The organism is Gallibacterium salpingitidis, from assembly GCF_001678495.1.
Taxonomy (GTDB): Bacteria; Pseudomonadota; Gammaproteobacteria; order Enterobacterales; family Pasteurellaceae; genus Gallibacterium; species Gallibacterium salpingitidis.
The window spans coordinates 100634-126648 of the sequence record NZ_JTJL01000012.1; the positions used below are offsets into that span (position 1 = coordinate 100634).

At 35.8% G+C, this 26015-nt stretch carries 26 protein-coding genes; 17 read left to right on the top strand and 9 right to left on the bottom strand.

What is annotated here, in order from left to right; genetic code table 11:
- Positions 1-24: 24 nt before the first annotated feature.
- The 5 genes from menB to nhaB all read right to left on the bottom strand — a co-directional run bounded on the left by menB (position 25) and on the right by nhaB (position 6086).
- Positions 25-882 (bottom strand): 1,4-dihydroxy-2-naphthoyl-CoA synthase, encoded by an 858-nt coding sequence (gene menB / locus QS62_RS03380; protein WP_066105897.1) that lies wholly within the window; start codon positions 880-882, stop codon positions 25-27.
- Between the two features lie 13 nt (positions 883-895).
- Positions 896-1630 carry a 2-succinyl-6-hydroxy-2,4-cyclohexadiene-1-carboxylate synthase gene (gene menH, locus QS62_RS03385; RefSeq protein ID WP_066105900.1) on the bottom strand — a complete coding sequence of 245 codons (735 nt, stop codon included), beginning with the start codon at positions 1628-1630 and terminating at the stop codon, positions 896-898.
- A gap of 7 nt (positions 1631-1637) precedes the next feature.
- Positions 1638-3896 (bottom strand): ATP-binding protein, encoded by a 2259-nt coding sequence (locus QS62_RS03390; RefSeq protein WP_066105904.1) that lies wholly within the window; start codon positions 3894-3896, stop codon positions 1638-1640.
- A gap of 78 nt (positions 3897-3974) precedes the next feature.
- Positions 3975-4517, bottom strand: coding sequence for a disulfide bond formation protein DsbB (dsbB, locus tag QS62_RS03395; protein WP_066105906.1), 543 nt, complete (start codon positions 4515-4517; stop codon positions 3975-3977).
- A gap of 12 nt (positions 4518-4529) precedes the next feature.
- Positions 4530-6086 carry a Na(+)/H(+) antiporter NhaB gene (gene nhaB / locus QS62_RS03400; protein ID WP_066105909.1) on the bottom strand — a complete coding sequence of 519 codons (1557 nt, stop codon included), beginning with the start codon at positions 6084-6086 and terminating at the stop codon, positions 4530-4532.
- Positions 6087-6374: 288 nt separating this feature from the next.
- Between nhaB and fadR the strand changes: the two genes are divergently transcribed.
- On the top strand, positions 6375-7103 hold the full coding sequence (gene fadR / locus QS62_RS03405) for a fatty acid metabolism transcriptional regulator FadR (RefSeq protein WP_066105913.1): 729 nt from the start codon (positions 6375-6377) through the stop codon (positions 7101-7103).
- 181 nt (positions 7104-7284) lie between these two features.
- On the top strand, positions 7285-8280 hold the full coding sequence (gapA, locus tag QS62_RS03410; RefSeq protein ID WP_066105916.1) for a glyceraldehyde-3-phosphate dehydrogenase: 996 nt from the start codon (positions 7285-7287) through the stop codon (positions 8278-8280).
- A 54-nt stretch (positions 8281-8334) separates the two neighbouring features.
- Here the strand turns inward: gapA and uxaC are convergent, their stop codons facing one another.
- The 3 genes from uxaC to QS62_RS03425 form a co-directional block, all read right to left on the bottom strand.
- Positions 8335-9738 carry a glucuronate isomerase gene (uxaC, locus tag QS62_RS03415; RefSeq protein WP_066105919.1) on the bottom strand — a complete coding sequence of 468 codons (1404 nt, stop codon included), beginning with the start codon at positions 9736-9738 and terminating at the stop codon, positions 8335-8337.
- Position 9739: 1 nt separating this feature from the next.
- Positions 9740-10585 carry an SDR family oxidoreductase gene (locus QS62_RS03420; protein ID WP_066105924.1) on the bottom strand — a complete coding sequence of 282 codons (846 nt, stop codon included), beginning with the start codon at positions 10583-10585 and terminating at the stop codon, positions 9740-9742.
- A 76-nt stretch (positions 10586-10661) separates the two neighbouring features.
- Positions 10662-11645 (bottom strand): TRAP transporter substrate-binding protein, encoded by a 984-nt coding sequence (locus QS62_RS03425; protein ID WP_066105927.1) that lies wholly within the window; start codon positions 11643-11645, stop codon positions 10662-10664.
- A gap of 243 nt (positions 11646-11888) precedes the next feature.
- Here QS62_RS03425 and QS62_RS03430 point away from each other — a divergent pair, with 243 nt between their 5' ends.
- Genes QS62_RS03430 through uxuA form a run of 5 tightly spaced genes read left to right on the top strand, consistent with a single transcriptional unit; the run spans position 11889 to position 18090 of the window.
- Complete coding sequence (locus tag QS62_RS03430) at positions 11889-12374, top strand: TRAP transporter small permease (RefSeq protein WP_066105929.1); 486 nt, start codon at positions 11889-11891, stop codon at positions 12372-12374.
- A 14-nt stretch (positions 12375-12388) separates the two neighbouring features.
- On the top strand, positions 12389-13690 hold the full coding sequence (locus tag QS62_RS03435; protein ID WP_066105932.1) for a TRAP transporter large permease: 1302 nt from the start codon (positions 12389-12391) through the stop codon (positions 13688-13690).
- 19 nt (positions 13691-13709) lie between these two features.
- A complete protein-coding gene (locus QS62_RS03440) occupies positions 13710-16091 on the top strand; it encodes a glycoside hydrolase family 31 protein (protein ID WP_066105935.1) in 2382 nt (793 codons plus the stop codon).
- Between the two features lie 18 nt (positions 16092-16109).
- Complete coding sequence (locus QS62_RS03445) at positions 16110-16871, top strand: FCD domain-containing protein (RefSeq protein WP_066105938.1); 762 nt, start codon at positions 16110-16112, stop codon at positions 16869-16871.
- Between the two features lie 31 nt (positions 16872-16902).
- On the top strand, positions 16903-18090 hold the full coding sequence (gene uxuA / locus QS62_RS03450; protein ID WP_066105940.1) for a mannonate dehydratase: 1188 nt from the start codon (positions 16903-16905) through the stop codon (positions 18088-18090).
- Positions 18091-18139: 49 nt separating this feature from the next.
- Here the strand turns inward: uxuA and suhB are convergent, their stop codons facing one another.
- Positions 18140-18943 (bottom strand): inositol-1-monophosphatase, encoded by an 804-nt coding sequence (suhB, locus tag QS62_RS03455; RefSeq protein WP_066105944.1) that lies wholly within the window; start codon positions 18941-18943, stop codon positions 18140-18142.
- 157 nt (positions 18944-19100) lie between these two features.
- On the opposite strand from suhB, the gene trmJ reads away from it, so the two are divergent.
- The 10 genes from trmJ to QS62_RS03505 all read left to right on the top strand — a co-directional run bounded on the left by trmJ (position 19101) and on the right by QS62_RS03505 (position 25939).
- Positions 19101-19844, top strand: a complete 744-nt coding sequence (trmJ, locus tag QS62_RS03460; RefSeq protein ID WP_066105947.1) for a tRNA (cytosine(32)/uridine(32)-2'-O)-methyltransferase TrmJ — start codon at positions 19101-19103, stop codon at positions 19842-19844.
- Positions 19845-19943: 99 nt separating this feature from the next.
- Entirely contained in the window at positions 19944-20414 is a 471-nt protein-coding gene (iscR, locus tag QS62_RS03465) for a Fe-S cluster assembly transcriptional regulator IscR (RefSeq protein ID WP_066105950.1), read from the top strand.
- A 24-nt stretch (positions 20415-20438) separates the two neighbouring features.
- Positions 20439-21653 (top strand): IscS subfamily cysteine desulfurase, encoded by a 1215-nt coding sequence (locus QS62_RS03470; protein ID WP_066105952.1) that lies wholly within the window; start codon positions 20439-20441, stop codon positions 21651-21653.
- Between the two features lie 14 nt (positions 21654-21667).
- Positions 21668-22051, top strand: a complete 384-nt coding sequence (gene iscU, locus QS62_RS03475; protein WP_066105955.1) for a Fe-S cluster assembly scaffold IscU — start codon at positions 21668-21670, stop codon at positions 22049-22051.
- A gap of 54 nt (positions 22052-22105) precedes the next feature.
- Positions 22106-22429 carry an iron-sulfur cluster assembly protein IscA gene (gene iscA / locus QS62_RS03480; protein ID WP_066105958.1) on the top strand — a complete coding sequence of 108 codons (324 nt, stop codon included), beginning with the start codon at positions 22106-22108 and terminating at the stop codon, positions 22427-22429.
- A 28-nt stretch (positions 22430-22457) separates the two neighbouring features.
- Positions 22458-22976 carry a Fe-S protein assembly co-chaperone HscB gene (gene hscB / locus QS62_RS03485; RefSeq protein WP_066105960.1) on the top strand — a complete coding sequence of 173 codons (519 nt, stop codon included), beginning with the start codon at positions 22458-22460 and terminating at the stop codon, positions 22974-22976.
- Positions 22977-22994: 18 nt separating this feature from the next.
- Positions 22995-24848, top strand: a complete 1854-nt coding sequence (gene hscA / locus QS62_RS03490; RefSeq protein WP_066105962.1) for a Fe-S protein assembly chaperone HscA — start codon at positions 22995-22997, stop codon at positions 24846-24848.
- 14 nt (positions 24849-24862) lie between these two features.
- Positions 24863-25201 (top strand): ISC system 2Fe-2S type ferredoxin, encoded by a 339-nt coding sequence (gene fdx, locus QS62_RS03495; RefSeq protein ID WP_066105965.1) that lies wholly within the window; start codon positions 24863-24865, stop codon positions 25199-25201.
- A 2-nt stretch (positions 25202-25203) separates the two neighbouring features.
- Positions 25204-25398, top strand: coding sequence for a Fe-S cluster assembly protein IscX (gene iscX, locus QS62_RS03500; RefSeq protein ID WP_065237834.1), 195 nt, complete (start codon positions 25204-25206; stop codon positions 25396-25398).
- A gap of 346 nt (positions 25399-25744) precedes the next feature.
- A complete protein-coding gene (locus QS62_RS03505) occupies positions 25745-25939 on the top strand; it encodes an ESPR domain-containing protein (protein ID WP_066105968.1) in 195 nt (64 codons plus the stop codon).
- Positions 25940-26015 lie beyond the last annotated feature (76 nt).

The window sequence follows — 26015 nt, forward strand, 5'->3', positions numbered from 1 at the left end:
AGCATTTGCTGACCACTTATCAGATTAAGGATTACGTTTAAATTTACTAAAGTCAGGTTGGCGTTTTTCATTAAAGGCATTACGGCCTTCTTGTCCCTCTTCAGTCATATAGAATAACATTGTTGCGTTACCTGCCAGCTCTTGTAAGCCAGCTTGTCCATCGCAGTCTGCATTAAGTGCAGCTTTTAAGCAACGCAATGCAATCGGGCTATTTTGTAACATTTCACGACACCAACGCACCGTTTCTTTCTCTAAATCAGCATATGGCACCACAGTATTAACGAGCCCCATATCTAGCGCTTCTTGCGCATTGTATTGACGGCAAAGGAACCAAATTTCACGAGCTTTCTTTTGTCCTACGATACGAGCCATATAAGAAGCACCCCAACCGCCATCAAAAGAACCTACTTTTGGACCTGTTTGACCAAAAATGGCATTTTCTGCAGCAATGGTTAGATCACACATCATATGTAAAACATGACCACCGCCGATCGCATAGCCAGCTACCATTGCGACTACTGGTTTTGGACAGGTACGAATATCACGTTGGAAATCAAGTACATTCAAATGATGTACCCCTTGATCATCTTTATAACCACCGTAATCACCGCGCACTTTTTGATCGCCACCTGAACAGAAGGCTTTTTCACCTTGTCCAGTTAGTACAATTACACCGATTTTTTCATCAAAACGTGCGTCAGCAAAAGCTTGGATCATCTCTTTAACGGTTTGTGGACGAAACGCATTGCGAACTTGAGGACGGTTAATCGTAATTTTAGCGATACCGTCAGTAGATTTGTGATACAAAATATCGGTATAACCTGCACTGCAATCTTGCCATTCAACTGGTGCATATAAAAAGTCTTCACTTGGATATAACATAGATTTTCCTTTTTTATTGACAAAATAGGGTAGCCAACTTAGCAGCAAACTCGGTTGGCTGATGAACATGCGCATTATGCCCAACTTTACTAATTAATGTTAGGTTTAATTGTTGTTTTTCGGCGAGTTGGCGAAATTTTTGATCGTTTTCACCACATAAATAGTGAAATTTTTCTGGTTGTGAACGAATGATTTGCCATAATTTAGGTTGTTTAGCTAATGATGTTGCTAATAACATTTTACTCAAGGATTGTGGTTGGTTATTCGCTCTTAATTGAATTAACTGTTGGCGTTGTTGATCGTTAAGATCAGCAAATACAGCTTGCTGATACCAATCCTGTAATACCGTATAAATTGGTTCTTCAGCAAAACGAGTAGCCCAAGATAGATCATTTTGCCAACGTAAATCTTGTTCTTGTTGGCAAGTAAGCCCTAAATTCGCCCCTTCTAAACACACTTTTTGTAAAGCATATACTGGAAAGGCAGTTTGTGTCGCAAAGTAGGCAGCTAAGCGCCCACCCAAAGAGTATCCTATCAAATGATAAGGTTGTTGTTGCACGCATTGGTAAATTTGTTGCGATAACCACGCTGCGGTGTTGGCAAAATCTTTGACTTGAATATGGGTATTTTTGCCATGTCCTGGTAAATCTAAACAGTAACAACGTACCTTATTAGGTAAGTGTGCTACAACAGCGTTCCAGTCTTCACTGGAACCAAGAAAACCATGTAAAAAAATAAAGTTTTGCATATTTCACTTAATACTTTTGATCGAGCCAGTGTTGTAAGTATTCAGTATGTTGCTGCCATTGCTGTAATTGCTCAATACGTTCGTTTAAATGCTGTTCCCAATCAGGCTCTTCGCCATCTTGAATATGTTTACTAATTTCTTGTAACTGTTTTAAACCTACGGACGAAGCTGCGCCTTTAATTTTATGCGCAATTTCACAAAGCGCTTGTTTATGCTGCTGATCTTGACGGTAAGCTTCTGCTAAATGTACTAACTCTTGCATATAGTCTGGCATCATTGATGAGAACAAATTGAGATTGTTTTGAATCGTCTTTTTACCAAGAATATTGGATAACTCATTCAACATCATTACATCTAATTTTTGCCAAAGTTCTGAATCTTTAGTTTTGTTGAGTATTGTAGGCTCTGTAACAGATTCTTCTGATTCGACAGTTTGTGGTTGTAAATCAAATAAAGAAAGCAAACATTGGTTGAGTGCATCGAGTGAAAGTGGTTTTTGTAATACATCATCCATACCATGCTTAAAGTAGTCTTGTTTATTTGCAACAACATTTGCAGTGAGGGCGACTAATGGTGGCAGATAATCATATTTTTCTTGTTCATATTGTTGATGTAAATATTCTGCAACTTCAAAACCGGTCATATCTGGTAAATGAATATCCAGTAATACCAAATCATATTGTTTTTCTTCGCACATTTTGATGGCATCTTTACCCGTCATAGCTACATCAACTTGATAACCTAGTTTCTCTAAGACCGAGCGAGCAACAATAACATTAATTTCAATATCTTCCACTAATAAGATAGAGAGATGTTGTAATTCCGGAATAGTGACAATCGGCGGCAATTTAATCGCCTCTTCCGCTTTGAAGGTAAAGGTAAATGTGGAACCTTTGCCTGGTTCACTCTGTACCGTCAAATTACCATTCATTAGTTTGGCAATACGTTTTGAGATCGATAGTCCAATACCACTACCAAGTGCTTTTTGATTACCGGCTCGGACTTGATAATACATAGCAAAGATTTTTTTCTGTTCAGATTGTGGGATACCAACGCCGGTATCGGTGAGTGCAAAACTATAAGTCTGTTGATCTAAACGAGAAAAACGTAATGTTAAACCACCCACCGTAGTGAATTTAACGGCATTGTTGATTAAATTCCATAGGATTTGTGAAATACGTGCATAGTCCAACATTAAGAAATTTGGCAAGTTATCATCGTACTCTAATTTGAAATAGAGATTTTTTTGGTTTGCCATAAAGGTAGCAAAATTATCAATATCGCTTAATAGACGTAATACATCCGTTTCTTTTTTATAGAGCTGAATTCGGCGTGAGTCTAATTTTTCTAAGTCAATGATATCGCTAAAAATATGACCAAGTGAAACGGCGCTTACATTGATAGTGTGCAAATAATTACGTTGTTTTTCATTAAGCTGGCTATCTAAAAGAATACGGCTTAAACCGATAATACCATTTAATGGAGTACGTAATTCGTGACTAATGGTTGCCATCAGTGTCGATTTATCACGATTCGCCTTTTCGATAGTTTCTTGGTAGCGTTTGTGTTCGGTAATATCACGACCGAAACCGAGCAAGCAGTGCTGCTGATTAATTTGGTCATAATAAGGGACTTTCCTAATTTCAAAACAGGCTAATTTGCCATTTGGATATTTAAACCATTGTTCATAAGTCATACCAATATTATTTTCTAATACGGCTTTATCAGTACCTTCAATATATTTTGCAATATCCTTTGGAAAGGTTTCGGCAATGGTTAAACCTTTTAAGTCACTTTCACTTTTTCCAGTCAATAATTCCATGGCACGATTACATTCGAGAAATTTACCATTTTCTGAACGAGAAAAGACTAGATCGGGTGAAGCATCAATAAATGAGCGTAGAAAATCAGCTTTTTGTTGCAAGGCAAGTTGTGCTTTATTTTTTTCCTTGATCTCTTTCTCTAATAGTACGAGAGTTCTAGAGAGTTCTTGATTGGATTCATGTAAACGCTGACGAGAACGTTCTAATTTTTCTACGATAACATTGAAAAAATAGATAACAAAAGGCGCTGAAATTAAACCAAAGCTAATGGAGCGAATGATGTCCATCCAATAGATTTGTCCAGTAACAAAAATGCTAAGCAGAATTTGCACACAGAGCGCAAAGACAGCTAATACCGCAATACCGAGAATGGAAAAACGTAAACGTCCTAACCGAATAACCCAATCAATATATTTTTGTACTGAGTGTCTGACATCAATCATATTTTATCCTTGGCAATGAAAACATAAAAAGAAAGGATAAATTCATATATGAAATTTATCCTTATCTCTTTAGGAATATTAATATTTAAATAGGCGTCTTTGGCGTGTTGAATAACCACGTTTAAATTGGCTTAATGCAACGAATAGCCAGATAACAATATAGATAGCAAAAACAACTACTAACCATTGCGGCATAGTATAACCAAGAAAACGCCATGTGATATCACTGCAAGAACCGCTAGCTTGGAAAATTTGTGGAAACCATTGATCTAGCGGTAAGGTTTGTGGAAAGTCAGGACGGAATTCACATTGTTTCCAAGGCGCAGGATTAAGTTGTAAATCAACATGTTCTAATGCTAATAATAGACCTTTAATTGCACCCCACGCTCCGACAACAATGCCTGCGATCCTAACTAATAAAGAAGCAGGATAAATAGCACCAATTAATGCACCAAAAATTACGCCAAGCAATGCAACACGTTCATAAATACACATAACACAAGGATGTAATCCCATACCATGTTGAAAATAGAGGGCTGTACCCTCAAGCGCTAAACCGGATAGCGCCATAATTAGCCAAGCTGTTCGTGTTAAAGACCAAGATTTAAATAAAGTGAGCATCGCCTATCCTTTTTAATGTACTGGTGGAATATGTGGTGCTGGAATTAATCCCCATTGTGTAAATAATGCAGCAAGTTCCGGTAAGAAGAACTCAACGCCAATTAAGCCTACAAGAGATAACACAATAGTATAAGGTAACGCCATAAGCACCATTCTACCATAAGATAAACGAATTAATGGGGCAAATGATGAAGTTAATAAAAATAAGAATGCAGCTTGCCCATTTGGTGTTGCAACAGACGGTAGATTAGTACCAGTGTTGATAGCTATGGCAATGTTTTCAAATTGGGAAAGGGTAATTTTGCCAGCCTCTAATGCCGCTTTTGCCTCATTAATATAAACGGTACCAACGAAAACATTATCTGAAATAGAGGATAATAGTCCGTTGAAAATGTAGAACAACATTAATTGTGAGCTTTCATTAGCACTTAATACAAATTGAATAATGCCACCGAAAAGATGTTGGTCAATAATTACTGCAACAACTGTGAAGAAGACAACGAGTAATGCAGTAAATGGTAATGATTCTTGGAAGGCACGACCAATAGTATGTTCATCGGTAATACCACAGAATGAAGTAGTAAGAATAATAATGGTTAAACCAATTAAGCCTACTGCAGCAAGGTGGAAAGCAAGACCAATAATCAACCAAACTGCGATAATGGCTTGGATTGCCAATTTAATACGATCGTTGCGAGTCATTTTTTCACTTTGGCTGCGATCTAGAATTGCTAACACTAACCAAACACGACGCGGTAAATGTGCACCATAACCGAATAATTTAAATTTTTCCAAAATGTAACAGGTGAATAAACCACAAATTAATACGGGTATGGTGACTGGTGCCATACGGAAGAAGAACTCACCAAAATGCCAGCCAGCTTGTTCAGCGATAATTAAGTTTTGTGGTTCGCCCACCATTGTCATTACGCCACCTAATGCTGTCCCTACTCCAGCATGCATCATTAAGCTGCGTAAAAATGCGCGGAACTCTTCTAATGTTTTCTTAGCGCTAGTAATTTTGTCATCATTAGTAATATCAGTGGAATCATCAAATTTATTTCCTGAAGCTATTTTGTGATAAACACCATAAAAGCCCATACATACACTAATAACAACAGCGACAACGGTTAGAGCATCAAGGAAAGCAGAGAGGAAAGCGGCACTAATACAGAAAGCTAAAGATAAGGTGATTTTAGAATGAATAGCGAGTAACAATTTAGTGAAGAGAAACAGCAATAATTGCTTCATAAAATAGATACCAGCCACCATAAACATCAATAACATAATCACTTCAAAATTGGCCATAATTTCATGTTTGATATGTTCTGGTGTCGTCATTCCAATAATGACCGATTCTAGAGCAAGTAAGCCGCCAGGTTGTAATGGATAACATTTTAATGCCATGGCAAGCGTGAAGATAAATTCTGCTACAAGCAGCCATCCAGCTAGAAAGGGATCAACGTAGAAAATAAGAGGATTAATAATTAAGAAGCCGATAATTAGTAATTTGTACCAATTTGGACTTTGCCCTAAAAAATTTTGCATACCTGCTTGCAAATAGGTCATACCGTCATCTCCATAGACTTTAGATTATATTTCTCAAAATGTTGTGTTTTTTTAATTTACAACTGGCCCGATTGTAATACAATCTTGCAAATTTATTTCACTCGATGTTAGGTTTATTTGTGAATGATCAAAGATTTTTATCTTTTTCATTTACTATGAGCAATTTATAGTGTGAAACGCACAAAATATAAGTAATAAAGAGCAGTATATAATCCTTTTTTAGTAATAGTTGTAAAGAAAAAGGTTTTATCAGTTCTCTATGTTGAAATAGAACAACAAGGTAAGGTAATGGCGGCAGTAAATAATGATGTCATCAAAGCACATAGTCCAGCTGGATTGGCGGAAGAGTACATAATTAGAAGTATTTGGAATAATCATTTCCCACCGGGGAGCGATCTTCCAGCGGAACGAGAATTAGCGGATAAAATCGGCGTAACACGTACAACGTTGCGTGAAGTCTTGCAACGCTTAGCGCGCGATGGCTGGCTAAGTATTCAGCATGGTAAGCCAACTCGAGTTAATGATATTTGGGAAACTTCAGGGCTGAATATTTTAGAAGCCTTGATTAAATTGGACGGTACGCGTGTACCAACAATTATTGCCAATATTCTCTCTGCAAGAACGAATATCTCTGCAATTTATATTAGTAAAGCATTTCGTATTGCTAAGGAAGAATCTCTCACGATTTTTGAACCATTAGCTAAGCTTAAAGATACAGCAGAAGCTTATACTGCATTTGATTATGATTTATTTCGCAAATTGGCGTTTGCATCTCATAATCCAGTGTATGGCTTAATTTTAAATAGTTTAAAAAGCTTATATGAGCGTGTAGGACGTTTTTATTTTTCTAATCCATTAAGTCGCGAATTGGCCTTAAAATTTTATCATCAGCTACATGCAATTTGTCAGGCTGGCGAGGTAGAACAGGTCAGACCATGTATCCGTCAATATGGAATTGAAAGTGGATTAATCTGGTCATCTATGCAACAACATTTGCCAGAAAACTTTAATGAATAAAATTTGATGTAGATCACAAAAAAGTTATCTGTTATCTTGCGATTGCACAATGGCGGATTTTCGTAAAAAAGAAGTTTATGCTATAATTCGCCGCAGTTACACCATGGTTAATTTTATTTTTATAGGATTAAACGTGGTTTAATTAGATTTTTGTTTAACATTTAATATAGGTAAAAATACTATGGCAATTAAAATTGGTATTAATGGCTTTGGCCGTATCGGTCGTATCGTTTTCCGTGCAGCTCAACATCGTGATGACATCGAAGTTGTTGGTATCAACGACTTAATCGATGTTGATTACATGGCATATATGTTGAAATATGATTCAACTCACGGTCGTTTCGACGGTTCTGTTGAAGTTAAAGATGGTAACTTAGTAGTAAACGGTAAAACAATTCGTGTTACTGCTGAACGTGATCCAGCAAACTTAAAATGGAACGAAATCGGTGTTGATGTAGTAGTTGAAGCAACAGGTTTATTCTTAACTGATGAAACAGCTCGTAAACACATCACTGCAGGTGCGAAAAAAGTTGTTATGACTGGTCCGTCAAAAGACAGCACTCCAATGTTCGTAAATGGTGTTAACTTTGATAGCTATGCTGGTCAAGATATCGTTTCTAACGCATCTTGTACAACTAACTGCTTAGCACCAATTGCTAAAGTATTAAATGACAAATGGGGTATCAAAGACGGTTTAATGACAACTGTTCACGCAACTACAGCTACTCAAAAAACTGTAGATGGTCCATCAGCTAAAGACTGGCGTGGTGGTCGTGGTGCTTCTCAAAACATCATCCCTTCATCAACTGGTGCTGCTAAAGCAGTAGGTAAAGTTATCCCAGCATTAAATGGTAAATTAACTGGTATGGCATTCCGCGTACCTACTCCAAACGTATCTGTTGTTGACTTAACAGTTAACTTAGAAAAAACAGCAACTTATGCTGAAATCTGTGCAGAAATGAAACGTGCTTCTGAAAATGAATTAAAAGGCGTTTTAGGTTATACAGAAGATGACGTAGTATCTACAGACTTCAATGGCTGCTCATTAACTTCTATTTTCGATGCTAAAGCAGGTATCCAATTAACTGATACTTACGTTAAAGTTGTTTCTTGGTATGACAACGAAACTGGTTACTCAAACAAAGTATTAGACTTAGTTGCTCATATCTCTAAATAATTAATCATTTAGCAATAAAAAACCGCCGGAATGGCGGTTTTTTTGTTAGAAGTATTATTTAAAATATTTCTGAGCATTGTTGAAACAGATATTCTTTACCATTGTTCCTAATAGGTTAATGTCGTTTGGTGCTTCTCCATTTTCTACCCATTTGCCGATCATCTCGCAGAGAATACGCCTGAAATATTCATGTCTAGTGTAAGATAAGAAACTACGAGAATCAGTTAACATACCAATGAATTGGCTCAATAGACCTAATTGAGACAATTGTTGTAGTTGTCGTTCCATACCATCTTTCTGATCATTGAACCACCAACCTGAACCAAATTGGATCTTTCCAGGGATTCCTCCAGTTTGAAAATTACCAATCATACTAGCGATCATTTCATTATCTCTAGGATTTAAACAATACAGAATAGTTTTAGGAAGACAATTTGTTTGATCCATAAGATCTAAAAGATGGGATAATGATTCTGCATAACATCGATCTGCAATAGAATCAAAACCACTATCTGGTCCAAGTAATTTAAACATTCTCGTATTATTATTACGTAGAGCACCAATGTGCATTTGCATAACCCAATTACGTTCTGAGTATTGTTGTGCTAACCAAACTAGAATTGCAGTATTAAATTGAGCTATTTGTAAGTCAGACAGTTCTTTCCCTTGTAAACGATTTTGTAAAATATGGTCTAATGTTTGTTCGTTAGGGATAGAAGCGAAACGGACGATTTCGATACCATGATCTGCTGATTTACATCCATGTTTATCAAAATGATCTAATCGTTTTATTAGTGCTAGTTTCAAAGTAGAAAAAGAGTGGATATTTACATTACTTATCTCCGACAAATCAGCAATATAATCTATGAAGTTAGGTAATTCGATCTTAAATACTTTGTCTGGTCGCCAGCTTGGAACAACCTGAATTCCAAATGTTGAATCTTTGGTAATTTTCTGGTGATATTCAAGAGAATCGATAGGATCATCAGTTGTTCCTATCAGTTTGACATTCATCTGTTGCAAGATACCTCGTGTAGAAAATTCAGGTTGTTGCAATAACTCATTACATTGATGCCAAATTTTTTCAGCAGAATCTTGGTTAAATAATATATTTGTGATACCAAAAGGACGACGTAATTCTAAATGTGTCCAATGGTAAATCGGATTTCCAATGCAAAGTGGAACAGTTTTTGCCCATGCAAGATATTTCTGATAATTGCTAGCTGTACCTGTAATCAGTTCTTCATCAATACCAGCTGTTCTCATTGCACGCCATTTGTAATGATCTCCAGCTAACCATATTTCTGTTAAATCCTTAAATTGTCTATTTTCAGCAATATCCTTAGGACTTAAATGACAGTGGTAATCAAAAATAGGTTGAGGTGCTGCATATTGATGATATAACTGTTTTGCAGTTTCTGTTGATAATAAAAAATCTTCATCCATAAAAGGTTTCATTTTACACTCCACTATAAGCAGAAAAACCACCATCAACAGGGACAATAACACCGTTTACAAAACTAGAGTATTCACTATCAATTAAAAATAGTAAGGTACCTAGTAATTCTTCCGGTTCTCCAAAACGTCCCATTGGAGTATTAGTTAAAATCTTATTGGCTCTGGCTGTTGGTTTACCATTTTCATCAAATAATAAAGCTTGATTTTGATTGCTAACCAAGAATCCTGGTGCAATTGCATTACAACGAATACCCACTTTAGAAAAATAAACCGCTAACCATTGAGTAAAATTACTAATTGCAGCTTTTGCACCAGAATAAGCAGGAATCTTTGTTAATGGAGTGAATGCATTCATGCTAGAAATATTGATAATGCTCGCGCCAGACTTACCGATCATGTCTTTGGCAAATACTTGGGTTGGTAATAGAGTACCTAAGTAATTAAGATTAAATACAAATTCAATACCAGATTTATCTAATTCAAAAAAGGTTTTGGTATTTTCTGGTAAATCTAATAAATGGAATTCATTATCGGTTGTTGCTTTTGGATTATTACCGCCTGCACCATTAATTAAAATATCACAAGTACCGAAATCTGTAAGAATTTGATCTCTGGTTGCTTGAATACTTTCCAATTCTAAAACATTTGTTTTATAGGCTTTTGCACAACCCCCATTTTGATTAATCTCTTCCGCTACTTTATTTGCTGCATCATAATTAATATCTAGCAAAGCAATTTTTGCTTGTGTTTTTGCCAGTTCTTTAGCTAAAAAAGCACAAAGTACACCACCAGCACCAGAAATAACGATCAGTTTATTTTTCAAATTATGATTTTTTGCTATATTCATGATTCAACTCCTTGTTTTTATTAAAATAAACGGCATTTTGGTAAATGCCGCTAATAGGTGATTAGATTGAATAAGTTTATTTACCTAATTCATCTATTCTTTCAATATATGATTTAATTGTAGGATTTTGTCTAGCGGCATCATGCATGCTTTTTACTGCTTCCACAAATGGTTGTTTGTCCACTTGTATAAATTGAACATTCAATTGTTTTTTTGCTTTTTCAACTTCTTCTGCAATCATTTTTGTCCAAAGTTCTTTATGGAATAACATTGATTCATCAGCAGCTTTCTTTAATGCAGCTTGTTGTTCAGGAGTAAGTTTATTCCAAGATTTTAGACTGATTAATAAAACATCTGGAATCATAGTATGTTGGTCTTCACTAAAATATTTAGCCACCTCGCCATGACGAGCCAAAGTTAAAGCAGTTTCATTGTTTTCAGCACCATCTACAACTTTTTGTTGTAATGCAGTATAGAGTTCACCATATGCCAAAGGTGTTGGTGATGCCCCCATTAATTTCATCATTTCTACAGCTGAAGGGCTAGGTTGTACACGAATCTTCATCCCTTTAAGATCTGCTGGGGTTTTTATTGGTTTATTAGCATAGAAACTTCTAGCGCCACCATCATAGTAGGTTAAACCGATAAAACCTTTATCTTTAGATACTAGAAGAATTTTTTGACCGACTTCTGAATCACTTAAAGTACGATAGTAGTGTTCCCTGTCTTTAAATAGATAAGGTACATTGAATGCAGTATAAGATGGTTCGAATGCTTCCATTTCACTTGCATTTGATTTAGCCATATCAAGTGAACCAGATTGCAATAACTCCATTGATTCACGTTGTGTACCTAACTGGCTATTTGGATAAATTCTGATAATAACTTCTCCATTAGTTAATTTTTTGACTTCATCTGCCATATGCTGCATTGAGATGTGTACAGGATGTGTTTTGTCGTTATTATGGCTAAGTTTTAATATAGTTTTAGCTTGAACTGAAAATGCAACTCCCATAGAGAGTAAAGAAGTTAAAGCTACGGAAATAATAGTCTTCTTCATAAAAAGATCTCCTGCCAGTTAATAAATAAGATGATTTAACTATTTTGAAAATAGGTAAACCAATTTTCGTTTATTCACAATATCGTTCATATTGTTGGTGTAAATATAGCCATAAGATTAGATAGTTCAATCCAATTTTTCTTAACTGGTGAACCAGATCACAAATTCGAGATAATTTTATTGATATTTGATTTATTTTAATCAAAATTGGAGTACCAAAATTGATATAAAGAGGTAAATGATATGAATAGATTCATTAATATTATTAATCGAATTCTTTCTAGTATGTGTGTAGTGCTATGTTCAGTGCTAGTTATCTGCATAGTGTGGCAAGTATGTTCTCGATATGTCTTAAATACACCAAGTACTTATACAGATGAAATGGCTAGATTTTTATTTATTTGGGTAGGGTTAATTGGCGCTGCTTACGCATTAGGACAGAAAAAACACTTAGCGATAGATTTATTAGCTACAAAATTGGAAGCATCTCCAAGTAAACAAAATGTATTGAATTTGTGTATCAATATTGTTGGTGTTGTTTTTACGCTTTCTATTATGTGTTATGGCGGTATGAGATTAGTACAAGACACTATTGCTAATGGCCAAATTTCTCCAGTCATAGGTATTCAGATGGGAATAGTTTATTTGGCTATTCCTATTAGTGGAATATTTATGCTGATTTATTTGGTTCGAGATATTTTAGAAAACTTTAAACAATTCTCTCATTAATAAGGAATATTATTATGGAATGGTCAACAGTCCTTGTTCTTAGTGGTAGTTTCTTTGTATTTTTATTTATTGGTGTACCAATTTCATTCTCAATTGGTATCGCATCATTACTAACAATTATGCTGTCACTTCCTGTAGATTCGGCAATTGCTGTTATTGCACAAAAGATGGCTTCAGGATTAGATAGTTTTTCTTTATTAGCAATTCCGTTTTTTATTTTAGCTGGAAATATTATGAATCGAGGCGGAATTGCATTGAGGTTAATTGAATTTGCAAAAGTGATTGGTGGAAGACTACCTGGTTCTCTTGCTCATGTGAATGTATTAGCTAATATGATGTTTGGGTCTATTTCAGGATCAGCTGTAGCTTCTGGTGCTGCAATGGGTGGTATTATGTCTCCATTGCAAAAAAAAGAGGGATATGATCCCGCATTTTCTGCAGCAGTTAATATTGCATCCTGTCCTACAGGATTACTAATTCCACCAAGTAACACATTTATTGTTTATTCTTTAATTTCTGGTGGAACTTCAATAGGTGCGTTATTTTTAGCAGGATATATACCTGGGATATTGATGGGGTTATCTATCATGTTAGTAATAGGGTTTATTGCTAAAAAACGTCATTATCCAGTATCACCTAAACCAACGTATAGTGAAGCATTAAAGAAAACATTAGATGCATTGCCGAGTTTGGGATTGATTGTAGTCATTATGGGAGGAATTATAGGAGGTATTTTTACGGCTACAGAAGCTTCCGCCTTTGCAGTTGTTTATACTCTTATTCTAGCAATGGTAGTATATCGTGAAGTTAAATTAAAAGAATTACCTCAAATTATCCTTGATTCTGTTATTACTACTGCAATCGTATTGTTGTTAATTGGGACTTCAATGGGTATGTCTTGGGCTATGGCGAATGCAGATATTCCTTATACTATTAGTGATGCATTATTATCTATTTCTGATAATCCAATTATTATTCTACTTATTATTAATGTGATTCTATTAGTTGTTGGTGTCTTCATGGATATGACTCCAGCACTTCTTATTTTTACCCCAATTTTTCTGCCTATTGTTACAGAACTAGGTATGGATCCTGTCCATTTTGGCGTTCTAATGGCATTTAATCTTTCTATTGGTATATGCACACCACCAGTCGGTAGTGCATTATTTATAGGATGTTCTGTTGGTGGAATTAAGATTAATCAAGTAATTAAACCTCTTTTACCTTTCTATGCTGTTTTGGTACTGACATTATTCTTAGTAACTTACATTCCTGATATTAGTCTCTTTTTACCAAGAGTTTTATTAGGTTATTAATTTATAAGAGGCAGAAAAAATGAAAACATTGAAAAATTGGATATATCAAAAACAAGCTAATAATCAAATTGATATTGAATGTGAACATAATTTTAAATTACATATTTTTGTGTTAGAAGAAGATATTTTCAGAGTTGCATTTTCTCGTAATAATGAATTTCGTGTACCACACACTTGGGCAATAACTCCAAATAAAAAAGATATTGCATGGACGGGTAGAGATAAATGGACAACAGATGGATTCACTTTACCAGAATATAAATTTCATCATGATGAATCTAGTATTGAAATTTCAACACATAGGTTGAAAGTAATAATTCATAAACCTTTGTGGCTTGAATGGCAATGTTATACAGAAAACGGATGGCAAACATTTGCTCAAGATAGAAAGAGTGGTGCTTATTTATTAGGAGTATCTCAAAATAAAATTTCTCATTTTATGCAAAGAACAGCAATGGATCGTTATTATGGTTTAGGAGAGAAAGCTGGAAATCTAAATCGTCAAGGCCGTCGTTTTGAAATGAGGAATTTAGATGCGATGGGATATAATGCAGAAAAAACGGATCCATTATATAAACATATTCCTTTTTATATCACTAATATCTCTAATATTAGTTATGGCATTTATTATGATAATTTGGCTAATTGTTGGTTTGATTTAGGAAATGAGTTAGATAATTATCATGCAGCATATCGTTCATATCGTTCAGAAGATGGAGATTTAGATTATTATTTTATATTAGGTCCTAAAATCTTAGATGTAACTAAAAAATATTGTGCATTAACAGGAGGAACTATTTTCGGACCTAAATGGAGTCTAGGTTATAGTGGTTCAACAATGCATTATACTGATGCACCAGATGCGCAAGAACAATTAAAGAAATTTGTAGATTTATGCAGAATTCATAATATTCCATGTGATTCATTTCAACTTTCTTCAGGATATACATCAATTAATGATAAACGTTATGTATTCAATTGGAATAGAGAAAAAATTCCTAATCCTAGAGGTATGAGTGAGTATTTTCATCAAGCTAATATGAAATTAGCTGCAAATATTAAGCCATGTTTGTTACAAGATCATCCAAAGTATGAAGAGGTTGCTAATCAAGGCTTATTTATACAAGATTCTATTGTAGATGCTCCAGAACGTTCAATGTTTTGGGATGATGAAGGATCACATTTAGATTTTACTAATCCTAAGACCATAGAATGGTGGAAGCATAATGTCACATCTCAATTATTGGAGTATGGGATTGATTCAACTTGGAATGACAATAATGAATTTGAAGTTTGGGATGAACAAGCTCGTTGTTGTTATTTTGGTAATACAAAACCGATTAAATTACTTCGCCCGTTGATGCCATTATTGATGATGAAAGCATCTTATGAGGCACAATTATCATATAAGCCTAATAGTCGTCCTTATTTAATTTCTCGTTCTGGTTCACCAGGAATGAATCGTTATGTACAAACATGGAGTGGGGATAATAGAACAAGCTGGAATACACTGAAATACAATATCAAAATGGGATTGGGAATGAGTTTGTCTGCATTATATAACGTAGGACACGATGTGGGCGGTTTCTCTGGCGACAAACCAGATCCAGAATTATTTGTACGTTGGGTACAAAATGGAGTGATGCACCCTCGTTTTACAATTCATTCTTGGAATGATGATCATACTGTTAATGAGCCGTGGATGTACCCTGAAGTTACTGATATTGTTAGAAGAACAATTCAATTACGTTATCATCTAGTTCCTTATTTATATAATCTTTTATGGATGGCACATAAATATGATGAACCAATGTTACGTCCAACATTTTTAGATTATGAAGAGGATGTAAAAACGTTTGAAGAAAATGATGATTATCTACTAGGTAGAGATTTATTAGTAGCTTCTGTAGTGGAACCATCTCAAAGAGAAAGGAAGGTTTATTTACCAGCAAATAAAACTGGTTGGTATGATTTTTATACTCAAGAGTGGTATAGCGGTGGACAAGATATTATTGTTCCTGCACCACTAGAACGTATCCCTTTGTTTATTAGAGCAGGCTCCGTTATCCCTATGAATCCGAAAAATTCAAATAATACAATCGAAGATCAATGTCGAGAATTTTTAGTTATGCCATTGCTTGGTACTGGTGAATATGAAGTTGAAATTTTTGATGATGATGGTGAAAGTTTTTCTTATTTAGACAAACAATATTTAATTCTAAATATGAGGGTCAGTTGTTTTGATAATCGTATCGATATTAATTTATCTAAGTCAGGGTTATTTATACCTCAATATGAGAAAATATACTTTAAATTACCAAATAATGAAAAAAGAGAATTATTTGTTAATGGGGAAAAAGTGACAGCAAATATGTCAATTTCATTATTGAATATCCATTAGGTTAGTTAGGAGATCATTATGATCACTGAAGATTTACGTTCTTATAAAAAGATTGGGAATGAGTTAAAGCAGCAACTATTTGATGGAACATATAAAATCGGTGATAAGTTACCAACAGAAAGAGATTTAGCTGAATCCTTTAATGTTAGTAGAACGGTCATTAGGGAAGCATTAATTATGTTGGAAATAGAAGGATTCGTTGAGGTAAGAAAAGGATCTGGAGTTTATTTAATTGATCTTCCGAGAGTGGCTGAGAATGATGATTCCATGCATCAAATAGATGTTGGTCCCTTCGAGTTATTACAGGCACGGCAGTTATTAGAAAGTAGTATTGCTGAGTTTGCAGCTATTCAAGCAACAAGGGGCGATATTATTAAATTAAAAGAAATATTATTACGTGAAAAACAAACATTAGAGCATGGTGATGAGGATTATGTAGCAGATGAAGACTTCCATCGAACTATTGCTGAGATTACTCAGAATGAAGTCATTATTCAAATGCAAAAATCGCTATGGGAGTTAAGGAATAATAGCAAGATGTGGCAAGGATTGCATATGCATATTCCTGATCAAAATTATCGTTATTTGTGGATTAAAGATCATGAAAATATTGTACTTGCTATGCAGAAAAAGGATCCAGTTTTAGCCAGAAAAGCAATGTGGCAGCATTTAGAAAATGTAAAACAGAAATTGTTTGAACTTTCTGATGTGGACGATCCGAATTTTGATGGTTATTTATTTAATATTAGCCCTGTTGTTGTAGGGATTGAAACGGAATGAATTAGAAGTTTATTGATATAAGGAGTAGAAAATGGAACAAACTTGGCGTTGGTATGGGCCGAATGACCCAGTATCTTTATCTGATATTCGACAAGCAGGAGCAACAGGTATTGTGACTGCATTACATCATATTCCAAATGGTCAAATTTGGAGTATTGATGAAATTGAAAAACGTAAAGCATTAATTGAGCAAGCGGGATTAACATGGTCTGTGGTAGAAAGTGTCCCTGTACATGAAGAAATTAAAACGCAGACAGGGAACTATCAACAATGGATTGATAATTACAAACAAACTCTACGTAATTTATCTAAATGTGGTATTGATACAGTTTGTTATAATTTTATGCCAGTGTTGGATTGGACTCGTACTGATTTGGCATACCAATTACCAGACGGCTCTAAAGCACTTCGTTTTGATCAAATTGCATTTGCAGCATTTGAATTATATATTTTGAAACGTCCTGGTGCAGAGCAAAGTTATAGTGAACAAGAGCGCCAGGCAGCCAAAGCTTACTATGAAAAAATGTCGGCAGAACAAATTGAGCAATTAACAAAAAATATTATTGCTGGATTACCAGGTGCAGAAGAAGGTTATACCTTAGAAGAGTTTCAAGCCCAACTAGATCGTTATAAAGATATTTCTCCTGATAAATTTCGTACTCATTTGGCATATTTTTTACATCAAGTTGTGCCTGTTGCGGAGGAGGTGGGAATTAAACTAGCAATTCACCCAGATGATCCGCCACGTCCGATTTTAGGGCTACCTCGTATTGTTTCAACAATTGAAGATATGCAATGGTTTGTTGAGACAGAACCGTTATCAGCAAATGGATTTACAATGTGTACTGGTTCTTATGGTGTCCGTTCAGATAATGATCTGGTCAAAATGACAGAGAAATTTGCTGATCGTATTTACTTTGCTCATTTACGTTCTACTTGTAGAGAAGATAATCCTCTTAGTTTCCATGAAGCAGCACACTTAGAAGGGGATGTGGATATGTTTAATGTGGTAAAAGCATTATTAACGGAAGAGTATCGTCGTTTATCTAATGGCAATAAACGTTTGATTCCGATGCGTCCAGATCATGGGCATCAAATGTTAGATGATTTAAAAAAGAAAACGAATCCTGGATATTCAGCGATTGGGCGCTTGCGTGGATTGGCTGAATTTAGAGGTTTAGAACTAGGATTAAAGAAAGTTTATTTTGAAAATAAATAACAAACTAAAAAAGCTAGCAAATTGCTAGCTTTTTTACTAAGAAAGTTGTTTATCCTTTGAACTCATCTGATAAACAAGGTTGTAATTTATTGAGAATTTGTTTAGTGATGCGAGGTGCGCCTGCAACGATATGGCCAGAGGTGAGGTAACTGTGTCCGCCGATAAAGTCAGTTACAATACCGCCAGCTTCACGCACAATTAAATCTCCAGCAGCACAATCCCAAGGTTTGACGCCCATTTCAAAATAACCATCAACACGACCAGCTGCAACATAGCAAAGATCGAGCGCAGCAGAACCAGTACGACGGAAATCTGCACACTCTTCAATAAGAGCGGTAATCATATTGAGGTGAATTGGAATATAACGTTTTACTTTGAATGGGAAACCAGTTGCTAAAATAGCGCCAGTTAATTCATTACGACCTTCTAAGCGTAAACGGTATTCGTTGAGTTTAGCACCTTCACCACGAACAGCAGTAAAGAGCTCGTTGCGAATAGGATCATAAACCACACCAACTTCAGTACGTCCTTTTACACGCACCGCAATTGAAATGGAGAAATGCGGTAATCCTTTCACGAAGTTGGTTGTACCATCTAGTGGATCAATGACCCATTGTACGTCGCCTTCTTTACCTTCTAAAGCACCACTTTCTTCACCAATAATGGTGTGATCAGGGTAAGATTTACGGATAATTTCAATAATTGCTGCTTCAGAAGCTTTATCTATATTAGTTACATAGTCATTAGCTGATTTCTCGCTGGTTTGAATTTCATCAAGACGTTCAAAACCTTTGGCAACGATGTTGCCTGCTTTTCGCACTGCGCGAATAGCAATATTTAACATTGGATTCATTATTATCTCCACCAGATTTTAAAGAACAGTTTTTGTTTAAGTGATGTATGTAAAATCGGCGTGCATTATAGGGAAAGTTTAGGCAAATTGCGAGTAATTTTCTGGGTTTCATTAATATGTTAGAATTTGCCATCATTTTTTAAATAAAAACAAGTTTATGTCATTTGAACAAATCAAAATTGTATTAGTAGAAACTTCTCATCCTGGCAATATAGGTTCCGCTGCCAGAGCAATGAAAACAATGGGATTATCACAGCTTTATTTAGTATCCCCAAAAATTCTCCCTAATGAAGAGTCTATTGCTTTATCTGCAGGATCTTCCGATGTTGTAGAAAATGCAAAAATCGTCTGCTCTTTTGATGAGGCTATTGCAGATTGTACATTGGTTATTGGTACAAGTGCTAGAGCAAGACATTTAACAACAACAGCAATTACACCAAGACAATGCGGTATGCAAGCAATCGAAAATGCAGCAAAAGGTAAAGTAGCGATTGTGTTCGGACGTGAGCGTATTGGTCTGACAAATGAAGAGCTTTTGAAATGTCATTACCATTTAAATATTCCTGCAAACCCTGAATATTCTTCGTTGAATTTAGCAATGGCAGTACAACTGGTCAGTTATGAAATTCGAATGGCTTATTTGCAATCACAAACTGAAAATAGTTCACAAAAAGAGTATCCTATTGCAGCGCCAAGCGGTGTTGTTGCTGAGGATTTAGAATATTTCTTTGAGCGCACTGAAAAAGTGTATCAAGAGATTGGTTTTATTCAGAACAATGCGGTAATGAAAAAATTACGTCGTCTTTATTTGCGTACTGCAATCCAACGTAATGAGCTGAATATTTTGCAAGGAATGTTAACTGCCGTAGAGCAATTATTACCGTCGAAACATCGGAAATAACGATAGTTAAAAACGTTATTATAGATGGAATAATACTTGACTGTTTTAGTAGGTTATGTGAGAATTTTCCCCGTTTGAAACAAGGTTAGGGAATTTACGATGAAACTTACTTCAAAAGGACGTTATGCAGTTACCGCTATTTTAGATATTGCGTTAAATGCTGCTGATGGTCCTGTTACTTTATCGGATATTTCTGAACGTCAAAAAATATCACTTTCTTATTTAGAACAATTATTTGCCAAATTACGTCGCCATGGATTAGTCAAAAGTACTCGTGGTCCAGGTGGTGGTTATCAATTGGGGTATCCTTGTGAAGATATCTCAATTGGTATGATTATTTCAGCTGTTAATGAAAATGTACAAGCTACTAAATGCCGCAGTAAGGGAAATTGCCAAGATGGTGTGCAATGCTTAACCCACTCTTTATGGCAGAAATTGAGTGATCGTATCGAAGATTTTTTAAATGAAATTACTGTTGCTGAATTAGTGAGTTCTCAACAAGAAAAAATGCAAAAGCGTTATCGTGCTGAAATCAATGTCCAGCAACAATTAGAACGTATTGAAAATTAAGAAAGTATTCTTATCGGAGTGAAAATGAAATTACCTATTTATTTAGACTATGCGGCAACCTGTCCAGTCGATGAACGTGTTGCTAAGAAGATGATGGAATATTTAACAATAGATGGAACTTTTGGTAACCCAGCATCTCGTTCACACAAGTTTGGTTGGCAAGCAGAAGAAGCAGTAGATGTTGCGCGTAATCATATTGCCGATTTAATTGGGGCAGATGCGCGTGAGATCGTGTTTACGTCAGGTGCAACAGAATCGGATAACTTGGCGATCAAAGGTGCTGCGCATTTCTATCAAACGAAAGGTAAACATATCATCACCTGTAAAACAGAACATAAAGCGGTATTAGATACTTGTCGTCAATTAGAACGTGAAGGCTTTGAAGTTACTTATTTAGCGCCAAAAGCAGATGGCTTAATTGATCTTGAAGAATTAAAAGCAGCGATGCGTGATGACACCATCCTTGTTTCTATTATGCATGTAAATAATGAAATTGGTGTTATTCAAGATATTGCCGCGATTGGTGAAATTTGTCGTGAACGTAAAGTGATTTTCCATGTAGATGCAACGCAATCTGTAGGTAAATTACCGATTGATTTGTCAACATTAAAAGTAGATTTGATGTCAATGTCAGGGCATAAACTCTATGGACCAAAAGGTATCGGAGCGTTATATGTGCGTCGTAAACCGCGTGTGCGTTTAGAAGCGATTATCCATGGTGGCGGTCATGAAAGAGGAATGCGTTCAGGTACTTTACCAGTGCACCAAATCGTAGGTATGGGTGAAGCTTATCGCATCTGTAAAGAAGAAATGGCAACAGAAATGCCACGTTTAACTGCATTGCGTGATCGCCTATATAACGGCTTAAAAGATATTGAAGAAGTGTATGTGAATGGTTCAATGGAACATCGTGTTGGTACAAACCTTAATATGAGTTTCAACTATGTAGAAGGTGAATCATTGATGATGTCTTTACGTGATATCGCGGTTTCTTCTGGCTCTGCGTGTACTTCAGCAAGTTTAGAACCTTCTTATGTATTACGTGCATTAGGTTTAAATGATGAATTAGCACATAGTTCAATTCGTTTTACCGTAGGACGTTACACTACAGAAGAAGAAATTGATTATACGATTGAGTTAGTGAAAAAAGCGGTGGCGAAATTACGTGAGCTTTCTCCACTTTGGGATATGTATAAAGAAGGTGTTGATTTCAGCACCGTTGAGTGGTCTGCACATTAATTGAGGAGTGAATTATGGCATACAGTGAAAAAGTGATTGATCATTATGAAAACCCACGCAATGTCGGATCATTCGATAAAAAAGATCCAACTGTTGGTAGTGGAATGGTTGGTGCACCAGCGTGTGGTGATGTAATGCAGTTACAAATCAAAGTAAATGATAACGGCATTATTGAAGATGCAAAATTTAAAACTTATGGTTGTGGTTCTGCCATTGCTTCTAGCTCATTAATTACTGAATGGGTAAAGGGTAAATCTTTAGATGAAGCACAAGCGATCAAAAACAGCGACATTGCTGCAGAATTAGAATTACCACCAGTAAAAGTGCATTGTTCAATTCTTGCAGAAGATGCAATTAAAGCAGCAATCGCAGATTACAAAGCGAAAAAAACAAAATAAGATTTTTTAGGTGTTATCAGTAGATAACACCTTTTCCTGTTTGAGGAGCAAAATATGGCAATTTCATTGACTGAAAGTGCAGCGCAACGAGTAAGAGATTTTCTTGCAAATCGTGGAAAAGGGATTGGATTACGTCTAGGGATTAAAACATCAGGCTGTTCAGGTTTAGCTTATGTTTTAGAGTTTGTAGATGTGTTGAATGAAGATGATCAAGTGTTTGAAGACAATGGCGTAAAAATCATTGTTGATAATAAAAGCTTGGTCTATTTAGATGGTACTCAATTAGATTTTGTTAAAGAAGGTCTAAATGAAGGGTTTAAATTTACTAACCCGAATGTGAAAGAACAATGCGGTTGTGGTGAAAGTTTTCACGTTTAACTGTTAAAAATATCTTATTGAAAATACTATGTTTAATCCATTTGAATTGTTTTCTCTGCCAGTCAGTTTTCAACTCGATCTTGCAATGTTATCTCAGCAATACTTACAGTTACAAAAACAGCTACATCCTGATAATTTTGCGGCTGCCAGTGAGCAAGAACAACGTTTAGCATTACAGAAATCAACCCAAGTTAATGACGCTTATCAGATCTTAAAAGATCCTATTTTGCGTGCAGAAGCGATTTTGAGTTTAGCATTACAAAAGCCAGTAGATAATGAAAATACAACGCATGATTTGGCATTCTTAATGCAGCAAATGGAATTGCGCGAACAACTAGAAGAAGCGGAAGCGCAACAAGATGAGCAAAAATTGGCTGATTTACAACAACAAACAGCAGCAAGTTATCAGCAAAATATCGCAGTATTAGCTGAAAAAATTGCTCAACAAGATTGGACTGGCACTAAACAAACCATCGATCGTTTGAAATTTATCAAAAAATTACAACAAGAAATTGAACGTTTAGAAGAAAAATTATTTGATTTTTAATTGTGGGAAATAAGGCAAATGGCATTATTACAGATTGCAGAACCAGGACAGAGTGCTGCACCTCATCAAGCAAGATTAGCAGTTGGTATTGACCTTGGTACAACAAATTCATTAGTGGCGACTGTTCGTAGTGGGAAAGCAGACATTTTGTTGGATGAGCAAGATAGAGCATTGATCCCTTCTGTAGTTTATTATGGCGCTCAACAGCCGCTGGTAGGTGTTGAGGCGAAAGTTTATGCAGGGCAAGAACCCGATAATACGATTATCTCTGTAAAACGTTTAATGGGACGCAGTCTGGCTGATGTGCAAGCGCGTTATCCTAATTTGCCTTATCGTTTCCAAGCCAGTGAAAATGGCCTACCGCTAATTATTACTAAGCAAGGATTACGTAGCCCTGTTGAAGTTTCTGCTGATATTTTGTCACGTTTAAATCAATTAGCAGAACAACGTTTAGGCGGTGAGCTAGTAGGTTGTGTTATTACTGTACCGGCTTATTTTGATGATGCACAGCGTCAGGGCACTAAAGATGCTGCTCGTTTAGCTGGTTTAAATGTACTACGTTTATTAAATGAACCTACTGCCGCAGCGATTGCTTATGGGCTAGATAGCGGACAAGAAGGCGTTATTGCCGTTTATGATTTGGGCGGTGGTACTTTCGATATTTCGATTTTACGTTTAAGCAAAGGTGTTTTTGAAGTATTAGCAACAGGTGGTGATACGGCGTTAGGTGGCGATGATTTCGATCATTTGCTAGCAGAGTATTTAGCAGTACAAGGGCAATTTACCCCAGAAACCGATCAACAAAAACGCCAATTATTAGATTTAGCCGCTCAAGTTAAGATTGATCTCTCGGCTAAGGAACAAGTGACAGTACCAGTAAATAACCAAGATGTGACAGTTGCTCGTGCTACCTTTAATCAACTTATTCAATCGTTGGTAAAACGAACTTTGCTAGCGTGTCGTCGTGCGTTGAAAGATGCGAATGTTGATGTTAGTGAAGTGATTGAAACGGTGATGGTCGGCGGTTCAACAAGAGTTCCTTTTGTGCGTGAACAAGTAGCAGAATTTTTTGGCAAAGCACCATTAACTTCTATTGATCCTGATAAAGTTGTTGCATTAGGTGCAGCGATTCAAGCGGATATTTTGGCTGGCAATAAACCAGATAGCGAAATGCTATTACTTGATGTCATTCCTTTGTCATTAGGTATTGAAACGATGGGAGGATTGGTCGAAAAGATCATTCCTCGTAATACCACTATTCCGGTAGCACGAGCACAAGAATTTACTACTTTTAAAGATGGGCAGACTGCAATGTCAGTGCACATTGTGCAAGGTGAACGTGAATTAGTGCAAGATTGTCGTTCATTGGCTCGTTTTAGCCTAAAAGGGATTCCACCGATGGTGGCTGGGGCGGCACATATTCGGGTTACTTATCAAGTTGATGCCGATGGTTTATTAAGCGTGACAGCAATGGAAAAATCGACTGGTGTTCATTCATCTATCCAAGTAAAACCGTCATATGGTTTAACAGATGAAGAAATTAGCCAAATGATTAAATCTTCTTACGAAAATGCGAAAGCCGATATGCAAGCACGTGAATTGGCTGAACAACGTGTAGAAGCTGCTCGTGTATTGGAAAATGTCTATAGTGCGTTAGCAGAGGATGCGCATTTATTAAATGAGCAAGAATTGACTGACGTAAAAGCTGCATTAGAAAAATTAGAACAATTACAACAACAGGATGATAGCCAACAAATAGCGCAAGGAATCAAACAACTTGATCAAGCAACTCGTGATTTTGCAGCAAGAAGAATGGATAATTCTATTAAGCAAGCGTTAGCGGGACATTCTGTTGAACAATTTGCTGAATAAAGGAAAGTTATATTATGCCGAAAATTGTTTTCTTACCTAATCAAGAACATTGTCCAGAAGGTATGGTAGTAGATGCTGCTAAAGGTGAAACTATTTTAGATGCTGCACTACGTTCGGGTATTGAGATCGACCATGCTTGTGAAAAATCTTGTGCTTGTACTACCTGTCATGTAATTGTGCGTGAAGGATTTGATTCATTAAATGAGAGTTCAGATCTAGAAGATGATATGTTAGATAAAGCGTGGGGTTTAGAGGTAGACAGCCGTTTAAGTTGCCAAGCTGTAGTAGGCGATGAAGATTTAGTGGTGGAAATTCCTCGTTATACTGTTAATCATGCAAAAGAGGAACATTAATAATGAAATGGCAAGATGCACAACAAATTGGTGAAGCGTTATATGAACGCTTTCCCGATTTAGATCCGAGAACAGTACGTTTTACCGATATGCATCGTTGGATTTGTGAATTAGATGAATTTGATGACGATCCCGAAAAATCAAATGAACGTATTTTGGAAGCTATTTTTTTATGTTGGTTAGATGAATTTGAATAAATCATTACAATATAAAGCTCCCAAATTTAATTCAAAAGTGGGAGCTTTTGATTGATATATTTTCTTATGTAGAGAATTTAATAAGATCAATATAATATTTTATCATTTCGTAATCCCCTTCATTACTTATCCTATTTAAACTATATATTTTATTATTTTTTGTTTAATATGCTAAATTTCTTGTTTTATTTGGTATTAAATATTAGTTTTTATTGGTTAATTCCGTTTTTTTATGTCGTGCATGAGGTTTACAATTGTTTTTCATATGTTACAATCGGCGTCAAATTGCGCAGCAGTTTTACTCAGTTTTCTCAATTATTGTCATTACTGATTTAAAGGAAAAGTTATGAATCATATTTTTCGTGTTATTTTCGATCATACGAGAGGTGTGTTTATTGCGGTATCGGAATTAACTCGTAATAAAATTAAATCCTCAAAATCTTCTCGTTCTCTCAGTTCAACAAACCCGCCAAAACGTTTATTAAGCCTTTCTGCGATTGCTCTCCTAGTGTGGGGGGGGGGTACTAGCACTTTATACTAATCCAGCTATTGCTAGTTATGGTTCTATACAATGGTGTAGCGATCATTCTAGCATAGGAATGGATTTTGGGGGGTTC